At 46.9% G+C, this 17,076-nt stretch carries 11 protein-coding genes and 1 pseudogene; 7 read left to right on the top strand and 5 right to left on the bottom strand.

What is annotated here, in order from left to right; all coding sequences use genetic code 11:
* Window positions 1-43: 43 nt before the first annotated feature.
* Together ACK8OT_RS17860 and pflA are read right to left on the bottom strand one after the other, a co-directional pair.
* Window positions 44-709 (bottom strand): energy-coupling factor ABC transporter permease, encoded by a 666-nt coding sequence (locus tag ACK8OT_RS17860; protein ID WP_410197861.1) that lies wholly within the window; start codon window positions 707-709, stop codon window positions 44-46.
* Window positions 709-1,446 carry a pyruvate formate lyase 1-activating protein gene (gene pflA, locus ACK8OT_RS17865; RefSeq protein ID WP_410197871.1) on the bottom strand — a complete coding sequence of 246 codons (738 nt, stop codon included), beginning with the start codon at window positions 1,444-1,446 and terminating at the stop codon, window positions 709-711. The genes ACK8OT_RS17860 and pflA overlap by 1 nt, the downstream gene beginning before the upstream one ends.
* 786 nt (window positions 1,447-2,232) lie before the next feature.
* Here pflA and ACK8OT_RS17870 point away from each other — a divergent pair.
* From ACK8OT_RS17870 to ACK8OT_RS17890, 5 genes are all read left to right on the top strand, one after another.
* Window positions 2,233-3,789, top strand: coding sequence for an ethylbenzene dehydrogenase-related protein (locus ACK8OT_RS17870; RefSeq protein ID WP_410197862.1), 1,557 nt, complete (start codon window positions 2,233-2,235; stop codon window positions 3,787-3,789).
* Complete coding sequence (locus ACK8OT_RS17875) at window positions 3,786-4,424, top strand: Lcl C-terminal domain-containing protein (RefSeq protein WP_410197863.1); 639 nt, start codon at window positions 3,786-3,788, stop codon at window positions 4,422-4,424. The genes ACK8OT_RS17870 and ACK8OT_RS17875 overlap by 4 nt, the downstream gene beginning before the upstream one ends.
* A 40-nt stretch (window positions 4,425-4,464) precedes the next feature.
* The gene (locus ACK8OT_RS17880; RefSeq protein WP_410197864.1) at window positions 4,465-7,071 is read left to right on the top strand and encodes a PKD domain-containing protein; all 2,607 of its coding nucleotides are present in this window, start codon (window positions 4,465-4,467) and stop codon (window positions 7,069-7,071) included.
* 156 nt (window positions 7,072-7,227) lie between these two features.
* A complete protein-coding gene (locus ACK8OT_RS17885) occupies window positions 7,228-8,697 on the top strand; it encodes a M12 family metallopeptidase (protein WP_410197865.1) in 1,470 nt (489 codons plus the stop codon).
* 245 nt (window positions 8,698-8,942) lie between these two features.
* Entirely contained in the window at window positions 8,943-12,893 is a 3,951-nt protein-coding gene (locus ACK8OT_RS17890) for a two-component regulator propeller domain-containing protein (protein ID WP_410197866.1), read from the top strand.
* 260 nt (window positions 12,894-13,153) lie between these two features.
* Here ACK8OT_RS17890 and ACK8OT_RS17895 read toward each other — a convergent pair whose 3' ends face one another.
* The 3 genes from ACK8OT_RS17895 to ACK8OT_RS17905 form a co-directional block, all read right to left on the bottom strand.
* On the bottom strand, window positions 13,154-13,444 hold the full coding sequence (locus ACK8OT_RS17895; protein WP_410197867.1) for a type II toxin-antitoxin system RelE family toxin: 291 nt from the start codon (window positions 13,442-13,444) through the stop codon (window positions 13,154-13,156).
* Complete coding sequence (locus ACK8OT_RS17900) at window positions 13,434-13,682, bottom strand: type II toxin-antitoxin system Phd/YefM family antitoxin (RefSeq protein WP_410197868.1); 249 nt, start codon at window positions 13,680-13,682, stop codon at window positions 13,434-13,436. The genes ACK8OT_RS17895 and ACK8OT_RS17900 overlap by 11 nt, the downstream gene beginning before the upstream one ends.
* A gap of 485 nt (window positions 13,683-14,167) precedes the next feature.
* A complete protein-coding gene (locus ACK8OT_RS17905; protein ID WP_410197869.1) occupies window positions 14,168-15,112 on the bottom strand; it encodes an NmrA family NAD(P)-binding protein in 945 nt (314 codons plus the stop codon).
* Window positions 15,113-15,218: 106 nt separating this feature from the next.
* On the opposite strand from ACK8OT_RS17905, the gene ACK8OT_RS17910 reads away from it, so the two are divergent.
* Both ACK8OT_RS17910 and ACK8OT_RS17915 read left to right on the top strand, forming a co-directional pair.
* Window positions 15,219-16,121: a LysR family transcriptional regulator gene (locus ACK8OT_RS17910; protein WP_410197870.1), complete on the top strand. Its 903-nt coding sequence runs from the start codon at window positions 15,219-15,221 to the stop codon at window positions 16,119-16,121.
* A gap of 501 nt (window positions 16,122-16,622) precedes the next feature.
* Window positions 16,623-16,811: pseudogene (locus tag ACK8OT_RS17915) on the top strand (ACT domain-containing protein); the annotation flags it as partial.
* Window positions 16,812-17,076 lie beyond the last annotated feature (265 nt).

Below are 17,076 nucleotides of genomic sequence, written 5' to 3' on the forward strand. Positions count from 1 at the left end.
GGAAATGATGGGGTAATTCGGTCATTTTTATATAAAAACAAGCCTATTTTAGATCCTCGGGCGCGAACGAATTCAGCCACTCTGGCTTGTAAGTAGCCATTAAACTAATCGCCATGCCATTGAGTAGAGCCTCGGGAAATAACATTAATGGCCACAGGTTGAGGTAATCTTGCATTACCGCTTCGGGGCGATATTGGCCATCAATTAGATAAAAGCAGCCTAACGCGAGATGGCGGACTAGCATACTCAGCGCAGCAGCAAAAAAGCCACAACAGAAGACATAAACGAAAAAATGGCGAGGTAGGTGTCGGCGATACAACAGCAATATTTGCTGAGTGACCAAAATAGGCAACCCTATTCCAAGCAGAATTTCGATGACGGTTTGGGCTGGGGAGCTGGCGTGCCAAAGGTTAAGCAGTATTAGGTTGGCTGTTGCGATCAAAAAAGTTAAACGCCAACCGACCATTAAGGTGGCCGCTGTTAAGCCTAAAAAGTGCATTTCTAAGCCCGCATGAATACCGGCTTTTAAATACCAAATGGGAAGTAGAGCCAGTGCGATACCAAGGCAACGTTGCTGCAGCTCTGGGGTGAGGGGAGAGCGTAAATACTGTTGGTAACCAATGATCAGGATGGCACAGAATAATGTGACGCCGGCGACCGTACTAAGTAAGGTAAATTCAATAACGGGTGCCGACGCTGTCGTAAACATTAGAAGATAACGTTGTCGTGGTATTCGCTAAGAATATCTTTAATCTTGGTCATAACATCGCGAGATGGTGGTGAAACACCTTCAAGAGGATACTCTTCGCCCATGGCTATCCACTTATGGCGACCCAACTCGTGGTAAGGAAGCAGCTCTACCTTCTCAATGTTTTTCATTGGTTTTATAAATTCACCTAAATCGCGAGCCGACTTCTCATCGTCGGTATGACCCGGTACAACCACGTAGCGGATCCAAGTTGGCTGATTACGCTCTGCTAAATGCTCGGCAAAGGCTAAGGTGTATTTATTACTCACATGCGTTAGCTCGATGTGGGCATCATTGTGAATTTGTTTAATGTCTAGCATCACAAGATCAGACACATCAAGTACTTCGTCAACTAATGGCGTCATTTTACGGACAAAGCCATTGGTATCTAAACAGGTATGGATGCCTTCTTTTTGGGCTTGGCTAAATAATGCGTGAACAAACTCTTGTTGTAACATCACCTCACCCCCACTGGCGGTGATGCCTCCGCCACTGGCATTCATAAAGTGACGATATTGGACCAAGTCTTTCATTAACTCATCCACGGTCACTTCTTTACCACCTTCTGTATCCCATGTATCGCGATTGTGGCAATACTGACAGCGCATTAAGCAGCCTTGGGTAAATACAATAAACCGTATGCCAGGACCATCAACGGTGCCACAGGTCTCAACAGAATGGATTCGTCCGGTAACCATACCTAAGTCTTGCTCTGAATCAGAGCTAACGGTCACGGAATCAATAAGTGAAGATGGGGGGGCAGGGCTCGTCATAGGTACCTAAACAGTTGTGATTTAGTAATGGCAGTTAATTAGGTGATTGTAACGAAATTAATCCAAGCATAAAAGCTTTGCCGTCTTTGATTCAGTTAAAAGCTAGGTTAGAGCTCAGGGCGAGCGCATGAGTGTACAAAATGCAATCAACCAAGCGAACAAAGTGGAATTTTCTTATACGAAACTCCGTGAAATCATCCCTCAATACTTGATGATGACTTAACTGCCGCATCCTTGCGGCAGATATTCGTCTAAGAAAACACCACTAAACGCTCAAAAAAAATTCATTCGTTTTCCCTGGGTTAAAGCTCCGGAACTTGAACCATGACCTAATTATTGGGAACGCATTGGAAGCACATTATTTATGAATATTGTTATCAGCTTGTGACATTAGTCCCGCATGTAATGTCTTAAAAATAATAAAAACCAAGAGTTTGGCAGCTTTTCATTATTTTTTGAATCTTTCTGTTTGTTCGAGACTGAACGGAGAGGTTTTTGTTAAGCTGCTGTTTTTAAATTGTTTTTATTTGTCGTTATTTTTGCATTCTGTCGTATTTGTTGTTTTTTTTACTGTTTGTGAAGCTTTTTCGGCTTGTCTCTTAATTGACATTGAAATGTCATGCCTAAGGCTATGATGTCATGGATAGTTCATCTTTTTTATATATACAGCTAGTGCGCATTAAATATAAGAAATAAGAGGCAGTAATAATAATGAAGTTAAGGTCGACGCGTTGGCCCTTAGTGGTGATCCACATCACGGCGATGGTCGCGCTAGGGATCAGTTTCTTTTCTGGGTTGAGGTTGGCTCAAGATAGCGAACACGCTATTTACCTAAGCCAATGGTTAATGCCTCAGGGGGATGTTTTCTTTTGGCATGGTGTTGCTGCTTTACTCTGGATTGGGGTCATTGTGGCTTATGCGATGTTTATCCTGTTGCGTGACAAACCCTTAGCCGCGGTTAAATCCCGACGGTTGATGATCCAGATATTAAAAGTTGTTTTGCCGCTATTGATATTGTCGGGTGTGGTGCTGTATTTAGCCCCGCAAGGTGTGGCGCTGTTATCTGTGCTTCAAGTCCATTACTACTTAGCCTTGCTGGTAGCACTATTGGCTATGCTGCATATATGGCTGCAGTTGCAAGCAGGGATCCGTCCTACTTTGGCTATCTTCATTGCCCGAGGTGCGCCATTAAAACAATGTTTACCTTTGGGTTTGGGCATCATCGTTGCGGTTATTTGTCTCTTTTATTACCCCCGTCTCACTCCTAAGTTAGTTAGTCAGTATCACGATATGCCGATCCAAATTGATGGTCATGCTAATGAGTGGGAGGGCGTTGATGAGAGTGTGATGTGGTTAGGTCAGGGAGCCAATCAAGGCCAGCAATTAAAGGTGAGTGCGCGCACCGTGCATGATCAACACGTGATTTACTTTCTATTTCGTTGGCAAGATGAAGACCCAAGTTACCAACATTTACCCTTGATTAAAACGGCCCAAGGCTGGCAAGTCAGTCAGCAGGGATTTGCCCAAGATGATGAGCGTCAATTTTATGAGGATAAATTTGCTGTCATGCTCAGTACCTCCGCCCGATTTGGCGCAGCTGGCAGTATTCATTTAGGCGAACAGCCGCGCTCTGATATGCCCAAATCGCGTTCAGGTCGAGGTTATCACTATATGGAGCAAGGTTTAGTCGATGTCTGGCAATGGAAAGCCGCGCGGTTAAGCCATATGTCGGTACTCGATGATGATCATTTTGCTGCGCCGGTAAAACCGTGTGATCACTGTCCCCGATATACCGCGGGATATCAAACGGATGCCAAAGACGCAGGAGGCTATCGCATGAATTGGCAGTGGTTTGAGTCTGATACCGTGGTGCCATTGCGATTACCAAAAGCTGAGTTTATGTCGAAGTTTCTTAGCCGTCGCCATGATGAGCAGTCGAGCGATAGCGACTTAGAGCAATACGCGATCAGCTGGTGGGACACGCAAGCTTACAGCGAACACCTTGATACCTATCCGATAGGCACGCAAATCCCCAGTGTTTTGTTGCTTGATCAATTCGAAGGTGATCGCGCTGATGTGCGCGCGGTAGCGTCATGGCAAAACGGCTATTGGCAATTAGAAATTGCCCGTAATAAGCAAACGACTTCCGAGCACGACCTTGATATTGAATCCGGCATCTATATCTGGCCTGCGTCGTTTGATGCCAGTCAAACCCGTCACAGCTATTCACAGCAACCTTGGCAACTGGTGTTGGAGCAACAAGGATGAATAGGCCACTGAAAATAGCTGCGGCGATAGGCATCAGCGCCAGTATGTTGATGCACTGCGCGGCTGCACAAGAGCTGCCATTAAGGTATCAAAAGGTACATCAGCAAGGACATTCCATCGCCCCAAAATCCGGCCCTTGGCATTGCGTGCGGGATAATGAAACCGGACTACTTTGGGAGGTTAAATCGGTTCAAGAGGGGGCTCATTATTATAAATCTACCTATTCATGGTTTTGGCAGCAGCAAGGTACACCGCGCGGTGGCAGTTGCGCTTTAGCTGATGGTTATGCCCCTTGTGATACCGAGCAACTGATTAACTTATTTAACCATATCCAGTATTGCGGTGTATCTGATTGGCGCTTGCCTAATCTGAGTGAGTTGCAAAGCCTGCTCGATTATAGCGCCTACCACGGGCGAGCCTTGGTGCCTGCTGGACTATTCCCTAACACGGTTAGGGGGCCATATTGGACATCCCAGTGGGATCAAGCCTTAGACCAGCCCATCACGGTGCATTTTGGCACGGGCGAAATCAATCATTTAAGCGCGCAAGGCGTGGCGTGGCTGCGACTCGTCAGTGGACCTGTTTTGGCTGCTAAGCCAGCGAATAACCCCATTAATAAAACAGCAAAAAATTAATGTTCGACCAACAACAATAAACTAGACAAGGATGTAAATAATGCAACAAACAACCAAGTTCAGATTAGGCACCTTGTGCCTGTCTACCTTGCTGGGCGTTAGCTCCTACGCTTACGCCGCACCAAGCCAAGTTCGCGTGGTGTGGGACCAAGATCCGGCGCGAAACGCGGTCATCGGTTTTACACCTGAGCAAAATAGTGCCAATAGCTATGTGCTCTATGGTCAAAGTGCCGATGAGGCGACATGGCGCAAGCTTAGTCCATTTGCGAGCAGACATTTTGATTCGACGTTGACCAGTGAGTTTGTCCGCTTGCGCAATCTAACGCCGAACAGCCCTGTGTATTTTCGTTTGTGTGACGAACAAGGCTGTGGTCAGCATTACTCATTTAAAACCGCGCCTAGCTCACCGACTAATTTCACCTTTGTCGCGGGCGGGGATTCGCGCAGTAATGCCAGCATGAGAAGAACGGGTAATAAACTGGTCAGCAAGGTTCGCCCCTTATTTGTCATGTTTGGCGGTGATTTAACCTATGGCAACGAGGCTCATGAAGTGTCGCAGTGGTTGTCTGACTGGCAAAGCACCTTTAGCCAAGACCAAGTCAATGGCGTGAATTATTTATCGATTCCTGCACTCGTGCCGACCGTGGGTAACCATGAGGCAAATGATCATACCTTTATTTGTAAGGTGTTTGGGGTTGATGGTGACAATAATGGTCGCTGTGATTTAAACGACACTTATTATGCCTTTAATGTCGGCGGCGATCAGATGCGGGTTTACACCCTAAATACCGAATTTCGTTCGTCCGGTTATCAAAACCAGTGGTTGCAACAAAAAAACTGGCTAAGCAGTGACTTATCTCAGGCTGGAGGCCAAGTGCAATGGCGCATTAGCCAATACCACAAGCCTATGTTCCCTCGTACCACTTCGAAAAGCTATGTCAACAGCAAAATGTTTGAATGGGCAGGGGATTTTTACAACAAGAAGATGAATCTGGCGGTCGAGTCAGATAGCCACTTAGTTAAATACTCTTGGCCGGTTAAGCCCGCCAGTAATGACATGGAACAGGTCAGTGCCGGTACTGTTTATATAGGTGAAGGCAGCTGGGGCGCACCGACGCGTCCTGCGGATCGCTATTCACCTTGGATAGCAGATCAAAGCAGCTTTGCTCAGTTTAAAATTATCCAGATGCAAGGCGAACAAATGCTTATTCGCACTGCGCGCTTCTCGGGTAGTCCACAAGCACTGAGCCAACAGGCTAGAGCACAAGATCCGTTAGCACTGCCTAGCGGCTTGAGCATATGGCAAGCAGCTCAGATAGGTGACATTTATCGTCTGGGTTTAGATAACGCAGGTCGCTCCGTGGTAGTGGATGATAACCCACCGCAACCAATATTTGAGTCCAATTGTGATGGCTTAGTGTGTCGTTTTGATGCCAGTCAGTCACTGGGATCTGGACTTGATTATCAATGGCAGTTTGGCGATCAGCAACAGGCGAGCGGCGCTATTGTCAACCATACCTATACCAATGCCGGTGAATATCAAGTTAGCCTAAAAGTAACCAATGGCTCAGGTGTTGTTGAGCAATTGACGAAAAAGATTGTGGTTAGCGCAGCACCAAACCAAGGCGTGGAGCTGATTAACAATCAGGCCAAAACCAATTTATCCGGTCGTAAGGGCCAAGACACCTTATACGTGTTTGAAAACAAGTCCGCTGGACAAGTTACCATCACAACCCAAGGCGGCACCGGCGATGTTGATTTATTGGTGAAGTTTGGCTCGCGTCCAAGTGGCACTAATGCCGATTGTAGACCTTACAAGAACGGCAATGACGAGCAATGCGTGATCGAAAATGCGGCCATCGGTACTTTTTATATCGTGCTTAATGGCTATCAAGATTATCAGGGCGTCAGCCTTAAAGTGAGCGCCACATCAGGGGCAACCAATCAGCCACCGGTAGCCAGTTTTAAAGCGCAAAGCCAAGGTTTAAGCCTGACGCTAACTGATCAAAGTAGTGATGCTGATGGGCAAATTAAAAGCTGGCTTTGGCAGTTTGGTGATGGCGCTGAGCTGAGTTCAACCTCAAGCCAAAACGTACAGCATACCTATCAGCAAGCGGGCACTTACACCGTCAGCTTAAAGGTTACTGATCAACAAGGTGCTACTCATCAAATTAGCCAAAAAGTGTCGATTTCTGACTCAGTAACAGGCCCAGGACAACCAGAGCCATGGAGCAGCAGTCAGGTTTATTTGGCGAACGATAAAGTGCTTTATCAAGGCAAGGTTTATCAAGCGCAGTGGTGGAATAAAGGGGTTGAGCCCGGCGCATCACAGTGGGGCCCATGGCAAGTTGTCGATGGCACACCGCAGCCCAGCGTAGAGCCTAGTGTGGAGCCGAGCATTGCACCAAGTGTGACGCCTAGCGTAACGCCCAGCATAGCGCCAACAGTGACTCCGACATTAGCTCCAACGTCTGAGCCAGGTACGTCATGTCAAGGAGAGGCTTGGGATCAAGCTAAATCCTACGGACCGGGCGATCAAGTTGTTTATGCCAATAAACGCTGGCAGGCCACTTGGTATTCCACCGCGCTAGCCCCCGGCTCAAGCAACGCTTGGAGTAGCTGGGAAGCGTTAGGTGAATGTAACTAATTTAAATTGGGGGGGAACATCCCCCTTAATCAGGGGGGATATTCCCCCAACCCGCGCCATGACCAATAGCGATGCCAGAATGGATAGCTAACGGCATGCGGTGGCGCAGGGAAGCAATGTAACGACGAGGCTTTTGCCTCAAACAAGGATGAAAAAATGAAAATAAAAATGACTCCAATCGCCATTTGTGTGGCACTGGCGCCACTGGCGGCTAATGCGCAAACGGAAGCGGAAGTGAATGCGGCATTTGTTTCGCAAGGTGAGCAAATTGCAACCATTATAGGCTCTAACGAAGAAGTGGCCTATGAACTCAAAACACTGGATGGCAAAGACCTAGGTGTATATGAAGGCGACATCATTTTAGGTGAGCATGAAGAGCTACAATGGATGGGTGCAACCCCACTTGAATTGCAATCTTTTAGTGATGCACCGGGCGCTAAAGCGTCATGGGGCGGTCGCACGACATGGCCAAATGGCGTGGTGCCTTATGTGATTAACTCGAGTGTGCCCGCTGGGGATGTGACCACTATCAAAGCGGCCATGAAATGGTTAGAAGAATCGGCTAACGTGACCTTTGTTGAGCGCAGCGGCGAGTCTAGCTATATCAACATTATTCGTGGTGACGGTTGTTATTCGATGGTGGGCCGCACGGGAGGTAAACAAGATTTATCTATCGGCAGTGGTTGTGGTAGCCGTGGTATTGTTGCCCATGAATTTTTACACGCCCTTGGTTTTTACCACGAGCAATCACGCGCCGATCGTGATGAGCATGTCAACATTCTTTGGGAAAACATTAAAGTTGGCCGCGAAAATAACTTCAAAAAAGGCGCAGCAGTAACCGCATCGGTTGGGCCATACGACGTGCGTTCAATTATGCACTACAGCTACCGCGCATTTAGTGTTAATGGCCAGCCAACCATTACCTCGAAAAACCCCAATGTACCTAACTCGGCGCTAGGTCAACGTACTATGTTAACGGAGCACGATATCGCGGCGCTGCAAACCATTTACGGTAAGCCAAATGGCACCACGCCAACGCCACAACCTACGCCAGAGCCACCGCAAAAAACCAAGCTAAGCAACGGTGAAACCGTTTATGTGAATGGCACTAAAGACAATAATGTGTTTTACAGCATAGATGTTGCAAGTAACAGCCGAGTTAGCGTTGCTATCTCAGGCGGTAGCGGTGATGCCGACTTATACGTTAAACAAGGCACTAAACCCACGCTAACAAGCTACGATTGTCGCCCATACAAAGACGGTAACAGTGAGTCTTGTACCTTAGACAATGCCAGTGGCACGGTACATATCATGCTGCGCGGTTACGCCGACTTTACCAGTGTGGCATTAACGGCCAGCTATACCCAAGTGACCACGCCGACACCTGCGCCAACCCCTGTACCAACCATTACGCCAACTCAGCCACCACAGCCTACGGTTGAGCCAACACCGCCACCAAGCGGCGCTTGTGGTGACAGCTGGAGTGCTTCGACCGTTTATACCACAGGCAAATTAGCGGTCGAAAACGGCAAACAATACAAAGCCAACTGGTGGACTAAAGGTCAATCACCTGCGGCCAATAGTGGTCAATGGCAAGTGTGGTCATTTGTTAAAAGCTGTAACTAAACCACTAGCTAAATTTCTAGCTAGATCGCTAGCTGAATCGGTATCGGTTGTATTAACCGATTAACTTGTAAATAGCACAAGAGGGCCATTGGCCCTCTTCATTTTTAATCCCAAGAAGGTCTCAGTTAACACGGCCATTCGTTGACATTTTGCTAACATATTGCTCCAATTTGGCCACTCCAAAATGGAGTGAGTTGTGCACCCATAGCTCCAACATTGACCTATCAAGGCTCGCGTCAAAGGATATGATGAAAGTTTTTGCACTGTTTTATATTTGCTTCCTGTGCTGGGTCAAAGCCGCTACTGCTTTGCCATTTCAAGGGGCGCATTTAATCGATGCTATCGGCCTAGAGCAAGGACTCAGTCAGGCAACCGTGGTGTCCGTGGTGCAAGATCAACAAGGTTACTTGTGGATCGGGACTCAAGATGGGTTGAATCGTTATGATGGCAAACAAATTCAGCAATACCGTTACTCGGTCAATGATGACAATAGCCTATCGGGCAATTACATTTCCGGATTGGTACTGGATAGCCAGCAACGGCTTTGGGTTCTCACGCCACAAGGTTTAAATCTTTACCAAAGTCAAACCGATGATTTTAAACGTTTTGCCGTAACCGCTCAGGTACATCAACGCAATATTCAAAGTCCTTGGAGTATTACCGCTACAGCCGATGGCGCACTGTGGCTCAAAAGTGCTCATGGCATTAGTCGCTTTGATACTCTGAATTATAGTGAGCAAGCCATAGTGCTGGCGCATTCCAGCGACCTTATCGTTGATTTTGCCGTCACCGCCGATGCCCAAGTTTGGCTGCTTTATGAGCAAGCCTTAGCACTAAAGCAGGCCGGTGCCGACAGTCAAATGATAGCGTTAGATTTGCAACCCAAGGATAAATTGATCGCCATTGCAGCGGAGCAAGTCTCGACGAGTCATACCATTGTTTGGTTACTCAGCGTTCAAGGGATTTATCGTTATGATGTGGCCAGTAACACCAGTTTGTTTTATGACAAAGAGGCGCTGGGCATCACTCCTCGATTGACTCAACTTGCTATCGATAGCAAAGGCATGCTTTGGCTTGGCACTCGCCAAGGCCTGTATAAATGGTCGCCAGCCATGTTAGCGGCGCAATATGTGCATCACCAAATAGGCGAGTCAAAAGGGCTTAAAGATGCCTATATACGCCAGCTGTATTTTGATCGCAGCGGGGTGCTATGGATTGGCACTCGTTTAGGCGGATTAAGCCGACTAACACCGCAAGCGGCTAAATTTCAATTGTATAACCAGTACCAAGGCATGATGGACAATGATGTAGTGATGTCATTGAAGTATGCTAACAACGCCCTTTGGTTAGGCTTGGCCGATGGCGCGATAAGCCGAATTGACCCTGTCGCTAAAAGCGTACAAAAATGGCGGCCGAGTTCAGCCTCAGGCCAACATTTAGGTGTGATTGTCGATATCGAACAAGACGTGCAGGGCAATATTTGGTTTGCATCCAACCGTGGCTTAGCAAAATACATTTCAGCAGAGCAACGGTTTGAGTTTGTTGCTGTCAAAGTCGCCAATGGTGAAGCGGCCACTTATATTAGTCAGCTCTTTGTGTTCGACCACCGCTTATGGCTGGCCAGCTCAGAATTTGGCTTGGCATACTATGATCCTGCCGCCGAGCGTTTTCATTTTATCGAGGACAGTGCCGAGCCGGCATTGGCCAGTGTTTCAAGCGTATTAGTAAATGGACAAGAAACGTGGTTAGGTACCTTTGATGGTCAGTTATTTCGCCTTGCCGGAAATGGGGCAAGGGGATACGAATACCAACCTCAGCCGTTAAACTTTCTGGGTCAACCACTCAAGCTTGATATTATTGGCCATATCTTTCTCGCCCCAAATGGCGCACTGTGGTTGAGTAATCGCAATGGGTTAGTGGCCTACCAACCCGGTCAGGGGGAAGTCAAGATCCTCAGTGCGCAAAGAGACTACCCCAGCGGCGCTTATTATGAAGCAGTGTCTATTGGAGAGCACATCTGGGTTAGTCAAGCGCACAGCTTACTTAAAGTCACCCCCCATGGCGAAGTGGTGGCGGTTTACAGTCAAGCCCATGGCTTACCTGTTCATGAGTTTAATGGTGCCAGTGAGAAGCTTGACTCGTTGCTGTTACTGGGCTCGGTTAATGGTTTATTGGCGGTCGATACCACTGAGCTTAAGCAAGACGAAATCTCCTTACCCGTTATGCTAAGTGACATTAAAACGCAAATGATGCACGAGCGTGGGCTAAGCACTAAACAGTGGCACAGTGTGGCGCAACCTGAGGGGGCGCTTGGGCTTGATTACGATAATGCCACCGTAAAGATAGCTTTTTCTGATCTTGATTTTGGACACGCGCCGACTTACTTTCGTTATCGTCTAACGGGGTTTGATCAGCATTGGAACTTAGCTGAGCCGGCACACAATGAGGCGATATACCATCATCTTCCACCCGGCCAATATGTGTTTGAAGTAGAATCCAGTAAATCACTGGATAATTGGAATGGCAGTCGTGGACAGTTAGCTATCACAGTCGCGACGCCGTTTTGGCAAACCTCTTGGGCATGGCTAATTTATATCTTGGCGTTTGCGCTATTGGTGTTTGGTTACACCCAATTACGCCTAAAAATGGCCAACAACCAAGCCAAGCAGCTTCGCGGCCAAGTTAAGCTGCGTACCAAGACCATCGAGCAACTCTTGTTGCAGCGCGTTAATGCCTTTGCGCGTATCGCCAATGATTTAAAAAATCCCCTGAGCTTGATCCAAGCCCCTGTTGCCTTGTTGAAGCAACAAGCCAGTGAGAAACAAACCCTAGAGCAGCTGCAATTAATTGAAACTCAAACGGCCAAAGTCATGTTGCAATTGGATCGCCTAGTTCATTTAAGCCAAGCCAGTGAAGGCCATTTTGCCATGAGTGAAGGGCACTATGAGCTGTCACAGTTAGTGCATCAGGTGGCTGAGCAGGTTTGTGGCTCTGCGGATATGAGCCGTGACAATATTGTTATTCAATGGCGCGGAGTAAGTCAGGTCGAAGGTAACTTGGTTCAGCTTGAGGGAGTTATATTTCAGCTGCTGAGTTATATGATTACGAAAGCCAAAGCCCATTCACGCATTAATGTCTATGGTCGGGTGTGGGGCAGTGAAGTCAAGCTATGGTGTTACACTCAATCAGTCCATATCAGCAGCGACCAATCGGGCGCTATTGGCTTGTCGATTAGTGAGATGAGTGCCACCAACGCGCTACAATTGGATGAGTTGGGATTGGCAATATTGCACCAAGCGGTTAGGCAACTCGGGGCAAAAATACGGATCACTCAACACGTGAGTGGCGAATTTAGCTTGATAGAGCTGAGTTTCGCTCACCGTCCAACAGCGCAAACCGAGCATCGCGAACAAGCCATTCGGGGCGATTTACCGACATGGTTGAAGCAGCATAAACAGGTTGGCAACAGTTTACCGAAACTGCTTTTAGCTAGCGCAGATGTGAGTATGGCGCAGTTTTTACAGCGCTTATTTGTTGATGATTATCAAGTCATTACACTGGATAAACCTAGCCAGTTAGTTAAATTAGCTAATAAAACCATGCCCAGTGCCATCTTGATTGATTTTGAGCAAGCACTGCCTTTGTGTGAGGAATTAAAACAAGGCTGCGCTATGTCGATTCCGGTGCTGGTATTACTCACACAAACCGATCCTAAATTGCGGCTAGCATTGCTTAACGCAGGGGTTTCTCATGTGCTAAACAAACCCTTTGAACTGGCCGAGTTGAAGGCCATCGTGGTGAATACGGTGGCCAATATGGCCACCAAAGTGAGCCAATATCAGACTGCTGAACCTTCGCCAGATTCAGACGATGACTTCATCAAACAAATCGACATGCTGATTGCTAGCCACTATGGCGACCCCGAATTTAGCGTGCAAACCTTATCCGAGTTATCGGGCATTAGCATGAAGCAACTGCAACGAAAACTGAAAACCATTGCCAATGTCACCCCGAATGAATACTTGCGTAATTATCGTTTAACCAAGGCGAAACAGTTATTATCCGAGCCGCTAACCATCCAAGAAATCGCCTTGCGCTGCGGATTTAACTCGCCAAGTTACTTCACTAGTTGCTATAAAAAAGAGTTTAACCAAACGCCAAAACAAGCGCAGGCTCAAGGAGTGGAAGCAGAGTGATAGGCAAGTATTAGGCCTTGGCTGGTTTTGCCAAGTTTTGGCGCGGTAAATAAATTGCAAAAGTCTCGGTTTGGTTACATCGATTTCTTATTTCATTGATATAAAATCACAAAAATCATCAACCTACTGAGTTACGGGGGTTAAGTTGGGTCTTGGTTTGTTTTCCTCTGGGATCCGAGTTAGCCGCCAATTAATGGGGGTAGCCTAGGCGATAGCGTGTGGGTTTACCAAGAAAAACGTATAATACAAGTTATACCCAATCAATCGTCTAACCTTTTCATTGCGTTACGGTAAACATCGCTACGTTCGCGTTTTCCGACTGCTAAGACGGTGACAATGATGACATCGTCTTCAACTTTGTAAACGAGTCGGTAACCAGATTGACGCAACTTAATTTTATACATATTGTCAGATCCAGAAAGCTTTGAAGCCGGAATATGTGGGTTATCTAGGCGCTCGATTAGCTTTTTTTTAAATTGTTGTTGCAGAGTAGAGCCAAGCTTTTTCCACTCTTTGAGTGCGCTCTTTTTAAAGTCGAGTTTATAGGTCATCAATATTTACCGAAATGCTCTCTTCAGATTCTCGCTCTTTAGTAATCGCTAGTAGTTCAAGATCTTCGAGTCTGTCCATCATCATTTCGTACGCTTCGGCAGGTACGCAATAAAATGCTGGTTCATTTCGGTTTAATATAGCAACAGGTTCGCCGTAAGCACTAGTTGCGACTTTCATAGGGTTAGCTTTCAACTCGGTAATGCTTGCAGCAACATCGGCTAAAATTCTAGCGGTCATCTAATAGGTCTCTTAAGTGGTCTTTATTGTGGTCATTTTAGCCTCAACCATGCGGTGGAGCAAGTTGCTTAAGAGTGATTCAACTATAAAATATAACTGGACAGCCATCTAAATCCCTAGCTATTTGATGGGGATGTCAGTTAGCGCAAAAAGTGATGGGTGACCCACAACCTCATGTATTCCTCGGGCCATTTATTAGCAATAAAAAGTGCCTGTCCTGTTTTTACGCTGCCTGTCCTGTTTTTACGCTGTCTGAGATTCAACTAAAAGCAGAACGAGTGATAGGAAAGCTACCAAACCGCACGGTAGGCTGTATATTTTGGGCTTGTAGGGTATTTGCTTGACAATGTCTATTCCACCTTGCCCTTAAGCATGCAAAACTGTCAGCCTATATTCGATGATTATTTATTAAATCATCTGGGGGCATTGTTGTGAGGCCAGATATTGATGTAAACAGGCCTCACAGCTTGGTTCGTTTTCCCTAATTAAATCAATTCATTCATCTGTTTGAACACGGTTTCAATGGTAATTCTCCCAATACGTTGTTCATTACTATCCTTGTTATTAAAGGCAATATGGCCGGAATTAAGGCCCTGTGTCATCGTGATAAAACCTGAAAGAGCCGCGGGTGAAAACCCTTGTCCTGACATGGCTTGTTGCCAATCACTTTCAGGTATGGCGACCGCAGCTATCGGTTTCTGAAGCTGCGCAGCCAAGTGCTGGGCAACATCATGGGGTGAATAATCGGCGGGGCCGGTCAAATTGATCGCCCTTGTTCCCTGCCAATTCTCGCAAAGTACTTGGGCAGCAATTTCGCCGATGTCTTGGGTTGCGATCATCGGAATTTTACGTTCAAGAGGAGCAAGAAAGCTGGCTAACTCGCCTTGCGCTCTGGCTGATGCGATTAATGGCTGCCAGTTTTCCATAAAATAAGCCGCACGTAAAAAAGCGAGGTTTAGATCTGTTTGGCTTAAACGTTGCTCTAAAGTTCTGTTCATCGTAATCCAACCTGTGTCTGATGCTTGCTCGGCACCGACCGACGATAACGCCACTAGCTTAGGTAGCCTTGCCGCCACTGCTGCGTCGGCAATCACGTTCGCCATCACCTCGGCTTGTGCAAATAAATCGGGCTGTGAGTATTGCGGCGGGCTGACGATATAGGCCGCGGTTACACCCGACAGTGCATTAGTCAGCATCGCCGCATTACTTAAATCGGCAATGACTACTTCTGCCCCTTGTTGTTGCCAATACGCCCCTTTCGCTGCATCGCGTACGACCACGCGCACCTGTTTGCCTGCTGTTATTAAGGCTTGAGCGGTGGCGGCTCCTGTACGACCACTCACCCCTGTCACTGCATATAGCTCTGCTTTAGTCATTTTTTCTCCCGTTATCTCTACCCAAGCAACTTCAAGATGTTCTGAATCCTGCATCTCGAGGTTGTTTGGGTATACTATTGTTATAGAACCAATAACGCTGATCTTATAGACTGAAAATACATAATAAAAATGCATGTTTGTGATGTTAGGTATGTCTAAAATGGATTTAAATGGGGTTGACCTTAACCTACTCAAGTTGTTAAGCGCACTTTTAACCGCGCGTAATGTCACGGTAGCAGGGCAAATGGTGGGCTTGAGCCAGCCAGCGGCAAGTCGAGGGCTGGCGCGGCTACGTCAGCTATTTAATGACCAATTATTTGTGCGCACTGCTCAAGGTTGGGAGTTAACGCCGCGCGCCGAAGCATTGTCGGGGTCAGTCGCGAGGCTACTCGAAGATGCAAAAGCCATTGTCGCGCCAGCTACGTTTGAGCCGAGCTCGGCGCAGTGTCGGTTTACGATTGCTACAGCGGATCATTTAGCCGCGCTGTTGATGCCTAAGTTACTGTCTCAATTGGCCAAACATGCGCCGGGTGTGGATTTAGTGATCCCGGCTAGGGCGGGTAGCAACATTCATTTGGTCGCTGAGGGCGGGGCAGATTTTGCGATTGGCGTTTATGATGATTTACCGGCAAGATTTTATCAACGCAGGCTGTTCAATGAAGACTTTGTTTGCCTTGTTCGCCGCGATCATCCGGTACTGGCTAAGCCCTTTACTGTGGCGCAGTTCGCTTCATTGTCGCATATCTCAGTGAGTATCACGGGGATGGGCAATAGTGCAGTCGATGAAGCCTTAGCTAAGCAAGGCCTGAAACGAAGAGTAGCGGTGCGGTTGCCGCACTTTTTAGCAGCGCCCATGTTAGTGGCAGAAACGGATATGGTGTTAACACTGCCAAGTAGATTAGCGCAGCAAATTGCCAGTGCGCTTCCTGTTGCAGTATTGGCGCACCCTCTTAACATTGACTCTTTTACTCCTTCAATTATTTGGCATGGTCGACAACACGATAACCCGGCGCATATTTGGCTGAGTAACTTAATCGTAGCCGTTGCTGAGGAGTTGGGATAAAAATGAGTACTGATTATGACTGTGGCGACCAAGCAAGTTGAAAAATAAACAGAGTTAAAGCAAGGCGAAGCAGTAATTATCCGAAAAGTTAATCATCCAAGATTTCGCCTGCGCTGCGGTTTTAACTCGCCAAGTTACTTCACCAGTTGTTATAAAAAAAGAGTTTAACCAAACGCCAAAACAAGCGCAGGCTCAAGGGGAATCACAGTGATAGGCAAGTATTAGGGCTGGCTGGTTTTGCTAAGATTTGGTGCATTTGTCGTATTGGATGGTGTAGTAGACATGCACTATCGCGTAAATGGCGCTGAAGAAATAGCCGTATTAGAGATTGGAGACATCTTCTTTGCTTCTGTCGGTACGGAACATGTAGCCTATCCAAGAGGTGAGGTGCGTGTGCTGGTAGTTGAGAGCGAGGGCAGCGTATAACAAGCAGCGGCTAAAAGACATGGGTCCTGTTACAGTTGCTTAGTGGCGTGTCCAGTTTTAGTGCTAGGGATCATATATAGCCAAATCACTTTAACTGTGCACTCTAGTTTAGAGGCTGTCGGCCTTACTGCAACGGTTTCGAGCAAGTTAGCCTCAAAGGGCATTAGTGCTAACGTAATAGCCGCTTATTATCACGATCATATTTTTGTTCAAAGCAGCAAAGCTAAAGCGGCCGTTTCTGCGTTAGAAGAGTTTCGTGTCTAGGGTTATATTTAATGGTGAACGCATTTCAAAGGGCAGTAGTGCACTTTGGCAAGAAGTTGACTCCTTTATGCTGTTGGCAGTGATGTTAGTATCACTTAAAAACTATTAAAAGCACGCATAAAGTCGCCAATTATTGCGAGCGGTGAGCTGGGCATTGTCAGATAAGGACGTCATGAAGTTTAGAGTTAGAAAAGCATCATTAGATGATGTTGATAAAATCGCTTATATGGACTCCTCGTATTGTTCAACAGTTTTTGCGCAGTTT

The organism is Motilimonas thetidivivens, from assembly GCF_046452435.1.
Classification (GTDB): Bacteria; Pseudomonadota; Gammaproteobacteria; order Enterobacterales; family CBDFNC01; genus Motilimonas.

Coding starts and splice junctions, on each gene's coding strand:
- ACK8OT_RS17885 (WP_410197865.1), top strand. CDS start 7,228: ATGAAAATAAAAATGACTCCAATCGCCATTTGTGTGGCACTGGCGCCA.
- ACK8OT_RS17870 (WP_410197862.1), top strand. CDS start 2,233: ATGAAGTTAAGGTCGACGCGTTGGCCCTTAGTGGTGATCCACATCACG.
- ACK8OT_RS17860 (WP_410197861.1), bottom strand. CDS start 709: ATGTTTACGACAGCGTCGGCACCCGTTATTGAATTTACCTTACTTAGT.
- pflA (WP_410197871.1), bottom strand. CDS start 1,446: ATGGTTACCGGACGAATCCATTCTGTTGAGACCTGTGGCACCGTTGAT.
- ACK8OT_RS17875 (WP_410197863.1), top strand. CDS start 3,786: ATGAATAGGCCACTGAAAATAGCTGCGGCGATAGGCATCAGCGCCAGT.
- ACK8OT_RS17880 (WP_410197864.1), top strand. CDS start 4,465: ATGCAACAAACAACCAAGTTCAGATTAGGCACCTTGTGCCTGTCTACC.
- ACK8OT_RS17905 (WP_410197869.1), bottom strand. CDS start 15,112: ATGCAGGATTCAGAACATCTTGAAGTTGCTTGGGTAGAGATAACGGGA.
- ACK8OT_RS17895 (WP_410197867.1), bottom strand. CDS start 13,444: ATGACCTATAAACTCGACTTTAAAAAGAGCGCACTCAAAGAGTGGAAA.
- ACK8OT_RS17900 (WP_410197868.1), bottom strand. CDS start 13,682: ATGACCGCTAGAATTTTAGCCGATGTTGCTGCAAGCATTACCGAGTTG.
- ACK8OT_RS17890 (WP_410197866.1), top strand. CDS start 8,943: ATGATGAAAGTTTTTGCACTGTTTTATATTTGCTTCCTGTGCTGGGTC.
- ACK8OT_RS17910 (WP_410197870.1), top strand. CDS start 15,219: ATGGATTTAAATGGGGTTGACCTTAACCTACTCAAGTTGTTAAGCGCA.